Here is a 12335-nt window from a genome sequence, read left to right on the forward strand (position 1 = left end):
TTTAAATCTTCCTTTATATTTGAAGATAACTTGAAATATACTAATAAAATCAATGCATAGATTCAAATCAAATGCTTTGTAAATATGATAATAACTTGATTATTGATGCAACAACTAGAGTGATAACGTAGTAGGACTAATGTTTGAAGAATTTATTAGTATAAGAGAATATTTACTAAAACTCTTTTATGTCATTGATACTATCGTTTTGAAACGTATTTTCAGTTTTATTACTATCGATAAAGGTGTAAGATTGAGAGTTTTAAAATCTAACCAGCGGGATAAAAAATTAAAAATAATTCCTATTGATAAATATGAAGTTAAAAATATTGATAGAATTTATTAAAGATAAATTTATGTTAATATTTTCATATAGGAAGTAATGAAATATGGAAGTTTTAAAAAAAGTTAAATTAAAAAGTTTAAGATTAGGGGATGGTTTCTTTGATTCTCTAAGAGAAGATTATGGTAAAAATAGTTTTGAAAAATGATTCAACAAAAAAGCAAGTGCAAACTTTGAGGCTTATGTGAAATTTGATAATTTTTCGAATATAAAGGCTTTTTTAATGTTGCAAATTAAGAATGAAATAGAAGAAGATATTGTTCCTTTTCAATCAAATAAAAAGAGAATTAAAATATCAACACTAAAAATTGATGACTCAAATAAATCACAAAGATTATCTGAGTCAGTCATTAATATAATTTTTGCTGAAATGGAAAAAAACAATATTGATGAAGCATATATCACTTTATTTAAAGAAAAACAACCTTTATTATATAATATCTTATCATCATGAGGATTCATTGATACTGGAACTAAAGGCGCGGAGATTGTAATGACAAAATTTAGTTATAAAACAATGGACACAGTTAAAAAAAATTATAAATGGTATTTCAAAGAACCCATTTCAAACTTATACGAAAATTCAGATTTTTATCTAATCCCATTAGAAGCTGTTTATCATGATAAACTATTACCTGATAATAAGCTATTGAATGTTGAAAATCAATCAAAAGAATTTGATACCTCGTCGATTAGTATAAGTAAAACATATATATCAAAAATAAGTTATCATAAATTACCAAAAAATGGAGATTTTTTATTGGAGTACAGAATGAGTGATATAGCACCTAAAACTTTTAATTCTGTTGTTACAGGTGTCGGTATAGTAAATGAAGTTCATGACGGAAATAAAATGCAATTTGATGCATGATTAAATTTAGTTGGAAACACATCAGTTTTTACGCTTGAGGAGTTAAAGGATCAATTTAACCGTGGTAGAAAAATAGTAATTAAATTTTTTCATATTTTATCTTTTGGTGAAGGGAATAATGTAACTCATAATTGGTTAAGAGAAAATGAGATTTGACCAGAAAATTTTTATTTACCAGCATACGCTATTAAAAATAGAGAATTAATATACAAATTAATTTTAGAGAGGTTGAAAAATAATGAAAATCTTGATGTCAATACATAATGAACATATACAAAATATCAAAAATGGTAATAAGAGATTTGAATTCAGAAAAGTTGAAGCTAGAAAGTTTAGTGAAAATGAAATTTATATATATGCAACAGCCCCAATTTCCAAAGTTGTAGGGGTTGCGAGAATTAGTAAAGTTCACATAGATACTCCGAAAAATATATGAAAATTTACTAAAGACTATTCAGGAGTAGATAAAAAATTTTATTATGATTATTATGAAAATAAAAATAAGGCTATTGCATATGAAATATATGATTATACGGAATTTAATGAGCCAAAAGAATTGATTGAATTTGGAATAAGTGCCGCACCACAATCTTTCGTGTATATAAAATAAAAGGAGTGTTATATTATGACGGAAATAGAATATTTATTAGATTTGAATTATAGTAAATGTGTAGACTTCTTGATTAAAAAGTATGGTCCTGTACCAGGCGATTATTTTTTAGATTTAGAATGTACTAAGAAAAATACTAAAATCACTAGAGGTAAGGATGGTCTTTATATACACCATATTGATGAAGACAAGGCAATATTATTGTCTACACCTAGTTGAGCTATAAAGAATAAATTTGAATATCAAAAAGCAAATAGACTTGTTTATTGTAACCTATTAGAACATCTCGTTTTACATATTAAAATTTTTGAACACCCAAATGATAAGAAAAATAAAGGAGAAGAAGTTGGTGTAGGTGGAATTTATAATTTCATAATTCCGGAATTAAACGACATTTATTCTGGGATTGTATATGAAAAACCTTGAAAACAAAAAGTTGTAGAAAATATTTTGCACTTAAAAAATGATTATTTTAAATGCATAAAAAGATTAATAGATAAAGAATTTCCTTATCCGATACTAACTTCTTTTATCTTTAACGAAAAAGCAGGCATATGAAATATAAAAAATAATGAAAGGCTTTTTGAAGAATTAAAACAAATTGGTGTTAAATATTAGAACACACTAAAAACCAAAATGTATCACATTATAACAACTTATTTACAGCGTTAAATATATTCTACGAGTTTTAATAACTTGATTTTTGTAACTTTTCATAGGTTAGAATCATCATTTAACTTGATGCTCAATAAATAAATGTATTATCTTTAAAGTTACTATCTATAATTATTGATATTGTATAGTTAATTAGGACATTTTTTCAATCCATATAATAAGATCACAATGTTCAATTCCTGTGAAACATTAGTTTTTTTAATTTAATTAAATTTTACTCTGTTTTTCTATGCAATCAAATAAGCATTAATTGTATACCTTTAATAAACATTATTTAAAAAGAGTCTTTTATTCTTAGCAAGATCTTCATATAATTTGCTTACATGATAAAACTTTTTTTCTATTATATAAATTTAGAACTAAGATTTCAAAACTCACCTTGATATTAGGTGTGATTACAGTTAAGATATATTAATTACACAAATTAAAGCTTTACATGGGATTTAATAATCTTTTATATATTTCGACTAATTATAAAAGTACTTGCACTTTTGATGCATACATATAAACTATTTAAAATCTAACATCTGCTTTATTAGTTTCTAAGTACCGATATATAATTTGGTTCGTATACGTATTCTCATTTATAATAAAAAAATTCTCTAAGTATATTTTATTCTCACGAGCTTGAAAAATATATTTAGAGAACTATACTCCTAATCTAAGGTTGTTTTTACTTATCTTTTTGCTTCATAAGGTCATTTCTTCGCTTGATATGAACATTTTCAGCTGTTTTTCCGATATGTCTATAAAGATCTCTACTAGCTTTTATTCTCAATTTTTTCAATTCTTCATCACAAAACACTCATGTTAATCAAATGATATGAAAATGTCTTAAATACTTTAATTCTCTTTCATCATACATTTCATAACTAAGTTTATATGCTTCACTTTGAGCATAATCCACTCATTTTTGTGGGTCAATGTTTTGATTATAGGTTTCTTTAGCCAATTGTTGGTAAGATAAAGCTTTTTTAACAATTATGTCTTCAAGTGATTGAATTGTATTTGCTACTTCACTAACAACTGCTTGATCAAAATCATCGAAAGAGTTGAACTGATGTTTGGACAAGTAAAACATTTGAGTGCTCAAGTTACTTACAGGATTTGCTCCTCCACCCAAGTTTTCTTTTTCGGCAATAGTTTTAAATTCTGCTTCGATTTCACGATAAAAATCTGATTTTATACGCACAATATCACCCCGCCGCTTATCAATTGTAAATATTATAACATAAATATGACCATTTTTCCTTTTCAAATAGGACAGTAGAGGGTATAATTAAGTTAAATGTGATTAGACAACTTGGAGGTATTTATGTCTCAAAAATCAGGTATTTATTTAATAAATAAACCAAGCGGTATAACTTCAAATGATCTAATACAAAAACTAAAAAGAAAATTCCAAATAAAGAAAATTGGTCATGCAGGTACATTAGATCCATTGGCGACAGGGATAATGGTAATACTTGTTAACCAAGCTACTAAAATTTCAAATTACTTATTGAGTAAAGATAAGATTTACAATGTTACAATGAAATTATTTATTCAAACAGATTCTAATGACATCACTGGAGCAGTATTGAAAGAAGAAACACCAAGAAAGTTCAGTAAAAAAGAAATTACTGATGTTGTCAATAAATACGATGGATATATGTATGAACAATATCCACCAATCTATTCTGCTGTTAAAGTAGAGGGTAAGAAGTTATACGAATATGCAAGAAATAATCAATCTGTTGAAATAAAACCTAGAACTGTGACGATAAATAGTTGTAAGCTTTTAGATTATAATTCAAAACTAGGAACAATTAAGCTTAGTGTTAGTTGTAGTAAGGGAACTTACATAAGAAGTTTAGTAAAAGATATTGCAAAAGACTTATCAACGATTAGTACAGTCAAGGAGTTAGAAAGAGTGGCTTCTGGTGAGTTCTTCTTAACTGAAGCAAAAACTATTGAGGAAGTGACTGAGAACGATATCATCTCTATCTATGATGGATTAATTCAAAATAAACAAGCTCTGATAGAATACCATAAAATTGAAGATATAAAACAAGGTAAAGCTATCACATTAGTTAATATAAACGTTCCAATTGTTTTTATAATTGATGACAAAAAAAATGTCATAGCAATATATCGATGAGTGGCACACGAACTTTATGCATGTCAAAGAGGATTATGAGAAGTTGATGATAAGGCAATTTTAACAGACGCTGAAAGGTCAAATTTTAATGGTATTAATTAACTCCAACCTTGAAGAAAACGAGAATCTCAGTTTTCAAAAGGGGACAGTAGTTTGTATTGGTTTTTTCGATGGATTACATAAATACCATCAAAAAATTTTAAGGAGAGCTCAAAAAATAGCCCAAAAATATGATCTTGATTGAGGTGTAATTACATTTTCAAAAAAAATAAGAGATTATTTAAGGAATAAAAATACTATCATTCAATCAAATCACATAAAATATGATTTAATTTCATCTTCCTACAAACCAAATTTTATTCTTGAGATTCAAGTAAACGATAAAACAATCGCCACCTCAAAACAAGAATTTATTATTTTTTTAAAAGATAAGGTTCTTGTAGAAAAGATAATTGTAGGAAGTGATTTTACTTTTGGACACAAGAGTTCAGGGAATGTTTCGGATTTAATAAGTGTTTTTAAATCTGAAAATGTAATTATATACAGACGATGTGAAAAATACTCAACATCGAACATCAAATATTATTTAAAAAATGGTTTGATAAGGAAAGTTCGTAGACAAATCAAACGGGATTTAGAAATTGAAATCATTAGTAATTCGAACAAAAAAAATATGTTTTCAATAGTTGATAGTAATTTAGAATTGAGAGAAGGAACTTATAAAATTGAAATTGATAACAAAAAGTTAAAAGTTCAATATATAAATAATTTTTTTAAAATCGATAATCTAATGCACTCTAAAAAATATTGCATAAAAATATTAAAATTTTATAAAAAATAAAAAAATTTGCTATAATTATTCGGTATTGATGTTTTTACATTGCTATGATTTTCCCTAAATTTTAGCTTTGTTTAAACTTTTTCAATCAAGTTTAAAAGGGGAAAGAAATATGGTTTCAAAAAAACAAAAAGAAGATATTCTAAACGAATTTGGTAGCAATCCAAAAGATACTGGAAAAGCAGAAGTTCAAATTGCTTTGCTTACAACAGATATATCAAACCTTACTGAACATTTGTCTGTTCATAAAAAAGATATAACTTCAAGAAGAAGTTTATTAAAAAAAGTTGCTAAAAGAAGACACTTACTAAACTTCTTATTAAAAAAAGATGTTGAAAGATACAAATCAATAATCGAAAGACTAAAAATAAGAAAATAACCTTTAAAAAAGGTTTTTTTTATCTTTTATTATTATAAAATATTTAAAATCGAGGTAAAAAAATGAACGAAGTTTATGTTAATTTCAGTGCTCTTGCATTAAATGTTGAAGTTTATAACGAAAAACGCAAGTTGATTTTCAAAAAAAGGAGACCTAACTATGAGTTTTTATACGATTATAACAATCGTATAATCGTAGAGAATATTATGCCTGAAATCTATGAGATATTTGATGAAGTGTTGAAAAACAATCCAAGAGATACGAAAGTCTTTTTATCATCATTTGGTCACAGTTTGATCCTTTTGGACCAAGATAAGAGACCAATTGATAAAGGATATTGTCCAATTGATAATGTTTCATCCAATGTCGAACAAAATCTAAAGAAAAAACTTAAAAAAATAAATGGATTGATAAATGGTGGATATTTACCTATATTTAAAATTAAAAATGCAAATTATGAGAACCTTAGCGAATGAACAACGCTGAAGGGATGAATTTTAATCAGTTTAATTCATGAAAATATTATAGAAATAACAGATGCTTCCTCAAGTGGATTCTTAGATTACAAACAAAGGTGTTTCTCAGAAACAATTATGAAATTGGTTGATAAGAAAAATCTGATTTACCCAAGTATTTCCAAAAAGGATATAAATTACAAATTTGAATATAAGGGTTATAACTTTTTAATAGGCACTGGAATTTCTGAAGTATATGCTAAACATCTTGCAATTACCAAAAAAGAAAATAATATATCCTCGGCTATTGATGACTTTATTTGTTCGAAAGTAATCGTGAATAAAGCTATTCAAGTAGATGACAAATTAGATTTCTGTTATCCAATTACAAATGGTAAATATATTTACGGGTATTTTTCAAAAAACGGAATCAATAACATAAAATTTGTTCTTTCTCAATTGGATATAGATTATGAGAACTTAAATGAATTAGATTTCTCAGACTCAACAATAGAAGATGGACAAGTATCATTTTTTAAAGAAGATGATTACTTGTTGTATCAACAAAAAGTTTTAACTTACAATTTTACAAAAAATACAATCTTCACAATAATCTCTCAAATTGTAGACAAAGTTAATGACTTTCGAACAAATATTGAACTGAAACTTAACAAAAAATGCCAATTATTTATAAGTGGTAAAGGGTTGAAAATCAAAGATATCAACAATCAATTAAAGAACTTATCAAACAATAATTTTACTTTTAAAGAAGTGGAAGAAGCAAACCCAATTAATGGTATGAAAGAGTACTTTAAGAAAAACTAAGGATTTTCTTAAAAAATTCTGAAAACAATTAGAGTGCTAAATAGAAAAAAACTATTTTTTGGTGTATAATAGTAATATGTTTTGGTGTTCCAAAAAAGAATATTAAAATGATTATGTTTTAAGACTAGAAAGATGGTGCTAAAAATTATGGCAAATACAACAAATAAAGGACCAGAAATAAAAGCAGTTAAAAGAGCTGCCTCTAATGCAAAAAGATCACAACATATCCAAACAAGAAAAAAAGTTACTGATCCAAAACCAAACAAAATTGTTAATAAATTAATTAAGTTAACAGAAGGTCAAGAAAAATTTATATGAGAAAAAGCAGACCCAGTATCAGCAACAAACTCAGCTATATATAGAAAAGATGTAGCGGGAGCAATTATTAAACACAATGAATACGGTTTAGAATCTGAATTCGGTTGAGTTCATGCACTAGTTGATCCAGAAGGTGAATACGATGATGTAAACAACATTGTGGCATTGCACTGAATGAATGCTAAAATTAAGCGTAAAGCTGGTGAACCTTGAGTTGCTGCAGTTACTGGCGCTAGAGAAATGCAACAAATTTATAACTACATGAAGGAAGTAAAAGTTCCTGGTGATGCATTGGATAAAGCAAGAAAAACTGTTTTGTTCCAATCATCAGTTGTTGAACCAAAAAAAATCAATATTGAAATTAGAAAAGCTCCTTTATCTAAGAAATAATAAAAGATATCCCCGAGAGGGATATTTTTTATATTATAATAAATATGTCCTTTGGGACACCAAGAATATTTGTTATTCTTACGTTTGCGTGAGTGTCCAAAACCGCTCTATAAATTAGTATTTCCTATCTCATGCATTTCATAGCGGGTGGAAATATTTTTTTTGTTTTTTTAATGAGAATTAAAAATTAATAGTTGTTAAAAAAACAAAAAAGGAGGTTAACTTGTCAAAAATAGTCGTTATTGTTGGTCCAACCGCATCAGGTAAAACTGATTTGTCAGTCATACTAGCACAAAAATTTAATGGAGAATGTATCAATGCAGATTCTACCCAAATTTTTCAAGGTACAGATATTGCAACTAATAAAATATCAGAAAGTGAAATGCAAGGCATTCCACATCATTTATTCTCAATAAAAAAAGTTAATGAAAGTTATAGCGTTGCTGATTACCAAAGAGATGGTCGAAAGATAATAAATGAGGTATTAGAACGAGGAAAACTACCGATTATTGTTGGAGGCACTGGACTTTTCATTAATGCACTTATAATGAACTATAATTTTAATAGTAAAGAACATATTCCTGATTTTGAAAATAAATATAGTAACTTGGATAATCAAGAATTATGAAATGTATTAGAAAAAGTTGATAAAGAAGCAGCCCTTTCGATACATCCAAACAATAGATACAGAGTTTTAAGAGCGCTTGAAATTTTCGAAATAAATGGACAAGTAAAATCAACGATAATAAAAAATAATAAACATATGTTTTATGACGAAGTAATTATTATTGGTATAGAACCAGATAGGAAACTTCTACATAAAAAAATTGAAGATAGGGTTTTAAAACTAGTCGAAAAAGGTTTATTCGAAGAAATAAAAAAAGCATGATCAGATAATAATTACAATGAGACTTCGCAAGCTTTGAAGTGTATTGGTGGACCAGAAATTCTATCTTATCTAAAAAATGAAATTAATTATGAAAGATGTATTGAATTGATGCAAAGAAATAATAGAAGATATGCAAGAAGACAATTAACGTGGTTTAAAAATCAATTTGAGGACATAAAATGATTTAATCATGATTATCAAAACTTTCAAGTAATGACTGAAAATGTATCAAATTATATACATTTGAAGTTAAATAATTTATAATAAAAAAAATGAGGCGATATTATGATTTCAATGTATGAACGTGTAGAAAACCTAATCAAAGATAACAGAAATACCACTTTTAAAATTATAGCTAAACAGTTATTACTTGATTTCCAGCAAGGGATATTTAAATCACAAAATGAACTTGCTGAAACTTGTTTTGTTTCATTGGCAACAATTACTCAATTTTCTAAAGCAACCTTGTGTGAAGGTTACAAAGAATTAACAATCCGTTTGAAAATAGAATACGAAAACACTCTTGGTGGTAATCGTCATGATGCACCAAAAAAAATAGATTATGAGAATCTTGATTTGACCAACTTTGAGGCTATTAAGACCTGAGTTTATGAGTCTTCTGATTTCATTTTAAAGTTTTCAAAAATTATTAATAAAAGAAGAAAATTGTGAATTGCACCCTCGTTTCAATCAATGCAATCAGCAGTTTATCTTCAAACAATTTTAAGAAATCAAGGCATTGAAGTTCATATAATGGATAGTTCTATCAATCTTGAAATTGTAAGACATATTGATTTTAAAAATGAAGTTGTTTTAATTCTTTTCACAGGGAGAGATACTGATACACTTTCTAGAATGCTTGACTTCTTAAAAATATTGACTGCTCATGTATTTATTATTACAACACAAAACCACATAACAGAAATTCCAGACGATAGTAGATGAGAAAAACTTATGGTTAATTATCCTATAAGCACAAATGATTATCGATACCGTTCAATTGCAATGATGATATTGTTTTTCCTAATCTCAGAAAAAGTTTTTTTAAATGCTAAAATAAAATAATTATTATTTTATTTATAATTATTGATTTTATTTGGTGTATTATTGTTTGTAGGTTGCTAACATAAAAAAAATATTAAAAAAGTTTTAAAATTTATTGACACAAATGTATTAATGATATATTATCTACTTGTGTTTGATTCGCGGGTGTAGTTTAATGGTAGAACTTCAGCCTTCCAAGCTGACTGTGAGGGTTCGATTCCCTTCACCCGCTCCATTATGAAAGTTAACCTCAATATGAGGTTTTTTATTTATTAATTGGAAAGGTAAGTTATGAAAGAAAATAAAAAGCAAATAAATTTTATAAGAGAGTTTAATAATGATAGAACTAACTTTTTATTAAGTGTTTTATTCGTATCTATCGAATCACTGATCCCTGGAATCACAATTTGAATTCTTGTAGGGTTTGATTTTGGTGTAACAATGAACCAAAATTTACCACAACCAGTAATCGGTTTTGTTGCACTTATTTGTTTTGTTTATTTTCTTTATACTTTTTTATCTACAACAATCTTTTATTTTTGTAAATTTCATAAATCTGATAACTTTACATTCTCAATCACAATTACTGTAGCAATAATAACTGTTATTTTGATTGGATATAAGTTACCTAATAAAAATGTTTGAATTCTAGTCAAATTCATAATAGTGGTAGTGGCAATTATATTAAGTATGAGTATTTCTGTTTTTACTACATTAGTTTTTAAAAATTATGAACTTCGACGAAAAGAAAATTTAGAGATCATGTACAAAGCATGAAAAAATGGTGACAAAATACCAACTAATAAAGAGATAAAATTAAGAAGGTACGAAACTTACATCTTCAAAAAAAATAAGAGACAAGAAGATTTACAAAAGTTCAAACAGGAACTAGATTATAAAATCAACAAACAACTAGAAGAACGTGATAACAAAAAAAATCAAAGAATAAAAAATATAAATGATAAACTTGATGAAAAAGAAAATAAAAAAAGAAATAAAAAAAATAGTAACTTTAAATAGTTACTATTTTATATCTTTTCTTTCTTTAAGTACTATGTATTTTATTTTAGCAATTTTGTAATATATTTTTTCCTTAGTTTTTTCATACATATAATTAGCTCATAAAGTCCACAACAAATCTTGATATTTGATAACAAAGTTTAAAATATGCATTTCATTTTTCTTTAAAATTCCCTCATTTAAACACTCTTCAATAAAAATATTAACAAAGTCATCGTTACTAGAACAAGTTTCTGTAATGAAACTTGCTATATCAAAGAACTTATTATTTAACATAACAAAGTCGTAATCTATCAATATTAACTCTTGGTCATTAATTAAGATATTTCCAGGAACCAAATCATTATGACTAATAACTTGTTCCAAGTTATCGATGATTTTCAACTTTTGCTTAATTAATTCATATTCTTGAGTTAAGTTATAAAACATTGTTTTAATACCATTATAAAAAAAATCTAAAAAAAACTCATAATCAAAGTTTTTTATATTTTTTTTATTGACATCAACTTCATGCATTTCCTTAATAGCTGATGCAACCATTTTGAGGTGATTTTCTTGAAGTTCAAGTTCCTCTAATGTAAAGTGATTTGTTAAAATTTGAAATTTTGAGGTTAGTTCTCCATTTTCAAATGAAAAAGCTGCAGGTTTTAACATAATTTTTTGATCAGCATCGATAAACTCTAATAATACGTTTTTTTCATTTTTCTTATCTAGATACTCTATGGTTATTGGTTTCGATTTTTTAACTATGTAGCCTTTTTCAACAGTAATATCATTTGTTAACCCCTTGTAAGTTTTTTTCATTTTTGCCACCTCAAGTTAATGTTATTCTATATAATCTAAAAAAAGAGGGAAATATGAAAAAAATATGAATTGCAACTAATAATGAAGGAAAAATAAAAGACTTTAAAACTATACTAACTGATTATGAAATTAAGACTTTAAAAGACTTGGATAAAAATATTGATATTCCTGAGAATGAAAACACTTTTGAAGGTAACTCATTAGCAAAAGCAAAGTACTTAGCTAAAATTGTTAATGAAAAAGTTATAGCAGACGATTCTGGAATTTGTATTGATAATCTTGATAATTTTCCAGGGGTTTATTCTGCAAGATGAGCTAAACCATTGACTGATTGGTCCAAGATAAACGATAAGTTATTATCTAAATTAGAAGAAGCAAATTTATTGACACCAAATGACAGAAAAGCTCACTTTATTGCATGCATCACATTCTTAGATGAAAAAAACAATATTCATAAAACATTTGTTGGTAGGGTTGATGGCATTATATCATTCGAGCAAAAAGGCGAAAATGGTTTTGCATATGATAAGATATTTATTCCTAATGGTTATACTAAGACTTTTGCGGAAATGACATTTGAAGAAAAAAACTCTATATCACACAGACGACAAGCGATCGAACTGATGAAAAAATTTTTTAAAGAATATAACAAAGAAAATTAATATGTAGAAAAACCTTGAAACTTGTTAAAATATTAGTAAGTAATTCGAAAAATTATTAAGATATTTTATAAT

General features: G+C 26.4%; 15 protein-coding genes and 1 tRNA gene. 14 read left to right on the top strand and 2 right to left on the bottom strand.

From position 1 onward, the window contains the following. Positions 1 to 139 precede the first annotated feature (139 nt). From ACI2WZ_RS02000 to ACI2WZ_RS02015, 4 genes are read left to right on the top strand one after another with little or no spacing between them, the layout of a single operon-like run. Complete coding sequence (locus ACI2WZ_RS02000) at positions 140 to 346, top strand: hypothetical protein (RefSeq protein ID WP_500245094.1); 207 nt, start codon at positions 140 to 142, stop codon at positions 344 to 346. Positions 347 to 389: 43 nt separating this feature from the next. Beyond that, the gene (locus ACI2WZ_RS02005; protein ID WP_500245095.1) at positions 390 to 1478 is read left to right on the top strand and encodes a hypothetical protein; all 1089 of its coding nucleotides are present in this window, start codon (positions 390 to 392) and stop codon (positions 1476 to 1478) included. Then, the gene (locus ACI2WZ_RS02010) at positions 1453 to 1824 is read left to right on the top strand and encodes an ASCH domain-containing protein (RefSeq protein ID WP_500245096.1); all 372 of its coding nucleotides are present in this window, start codon (positions 1453 to 1455) and stop codon (positions 1822 to 1824) included. The genes ACI2WZ_RS02005 and ACI2WZ_RS02010 overlap by 26 nt, the downstream gene beginning before the upstream one ends. 15 nt (positions 1825 to 1839) lie before the next feature. Continuing rightward, on the top strand, positions 1840 to 2442 hold the full coding sequence (locus tag ACI2WZ_RS02015) for an SAV1803-related protein (RefSeq protein ID WP_500245097.1): 603 nt from the start codon (positions 1840 to 1842) through the stop codon (positions 2440 to 2442). 730 nt (positions 2443 to 3172) lie between these two features. Here the strand turns inward: ACI2WZ_RS02015 and ACI2WZ_RS02020 are convergent. Beyond that, positions 3173 to 3757: a hypothetical protein gene (locus ACI2WZ_RS02020; protein ID WP_144083784.1), complete on the bottom strand. Its 585-nt coding sequence runs from the start codon at positions 3755 to 3757 to the stop codon at positions 3173 to 3175. 57 nt (positions 3758 to 3814) lie between these two features. Here ACI2WZ_RS02020 and truB point away from each other — a divergent pair, with 57 nt between their 5' ends. The 9 genes from truB to ACI2WZ_RS02065 all read left to right on the top strand — a co-directional run bounded on the left by truB (position 3815) and on the right by ACI2WZ_RS02065 (position 10797). Continuing rightward, entirely contained in the window at positions 3815 to 4741 is a 927-nt protein-coding gene (truB, locus tag ACI2WZ_RS02025) for a tRNA pseudouridine(55) synthase TruB (RefSeq protein WP_500245098.1), read from the top strand. Further along, the gene (locus ACI2WZ_RS02030) at positions 4728 to 5480 is read left to right on the top strand and encodes a nucleotidyl transferase family protein (protein WP_500245099.1); all 753 of its coding nucleotides are present in this window, start codon (positions 4728 to 4730) and stop codon (positions 5478 to 5480) included. Before truB ends, ACI2WZ_RS02030 begins: the two co-directional genes overlap by 14 nt. 109 nt (positions 5481 to 5589) lie before the next feature. Continuing rightward, positions 5590 to 5856: a 30S ribosomal protein S15 gene (gene rpsO / locus ACI2WZ_RS02035; RefSeq protein WP_023789180.1), complete on the top strand. Its 267-nt coding sequence runs from the start codon at positions 5590 to 5592 to the stop codon at positions 5854 to 5856. Positions 5857 to 5918: 62 nt separating this feature from the next. Then, positions 5919 to 7136 carry an FGGY family carbohydrate kinase gene (locus ACI2WZ_RS02040; RefSeq protein ID WP_500245100.1) on the top strand — a complete coding sequence of 406 codons (1218 nt, stop codon included), beginning with the start codon at positions 5919 to 5921 and terminating at the stop codon, positions 7134 to 7136. Between the two features lie 147 nt (positions 7137 to 7283). Further along, positions 7284 to 7844: a hypothetical protein gene (locus ACI2WZ_RS02045; RefSeq protein WP_500222929.1), complete on the top strand. Its 561-nt coding sequence runs from the start codon at positions 7284 to 7286 to the stop codon at positions 7842 to 7844. 223 nt (positions 7845 to 8067) lie between these two features. Continuing rightward, on the top strand, positions 8068 to 8997 hold the full coding sequence (gene miaA / locus ACI2WZ_RS02050) for a tRNA (adenosine(37)-N6)-dimethylallyltransferase MiaA (RefSeq protein WP_500245101.1): 930 nt from the start codon (positions 8068 to 8070) through the stop codon (positions 8995 to 8997). A 21-nt stretch (positions 8998 to 9018) separates the two neighbouring features. Beyond that, a complete protein-coding gene (locus ACI2WZ_RS02055) occupies positions 9019 to 9798 on the top strand; it encodes a MurR/RpiR family transcriptional regulator (protein WP_500245102.1) in 780 nt (259 codons plus the stop codon). Between the two features lie 140 nt (positions 9799 to 9938). Continuing rightward, a tRNA-Gly gene (locus ACI2WZ_RS02060) sits at positions 9939 to 10012 on the top strand. 56 nt (positions 10013 to 10068) lie between these two features. Beyond that, the gene (locus ACI2WZ_RS02065; protein ID WP_500245103.1) at positions 10069 to 10797 is read left to right on the top strand and encodes a DxFTY motif-containing membrane protein; all 729 of its coding nucleotides are present in this window, start codon (positions 10069 to 10071) and stop codon (positions 10795 to 10797) included. Between the two features lie 3 nt (positions 10798 to 10800). Here the strand turns inward: ACI2WZ_RS02065 and ACI2WZ_RS02070 are convergent, their stop codons facing one another. Beyond that, positions 10801 to 11601: a phosphotransferase gene (locus ACI2WZ_RS02070; RefSeq protein ID WP_500245104.1), complete on the bottom strand. Its 801-nt coding sequence runs from the start codon at positions 11599 to 11601 to the stop codon at positions 10801 to 10803. Between the two features lie 53 nt (positions 11602 to 11654). Here ACI2WZ_RS02070 and rdgB point away from each other — a divergent pair, with 53 nt between their 5' ends. Further along, complete coding sequence (rdgB, locus tag ACI2WZ_RS02075; protein ID WP_500245105.1) at positions 11655 to 12263, top strand: RdgB/HAM1 family non-canonical purine NTP pyrophosphatase; 609 nt, start codon at positions 11655 to 11657, stop codon at positions 12261 to 12263. Positions 12264 to 12335: the final 72 nt, after the last annotated feature.

The sequence above is a fragment of the Spiroplasma endosymbiont of Megachile willughbiella genome (assembly GCF_964273395.1).
GTDB lineage: Bacteria > Bacillota_I > Bacilli_A > Mycoplasmatales > Mycoplasmataceae > Spiroplasma_A > Spiroplasma_A apis.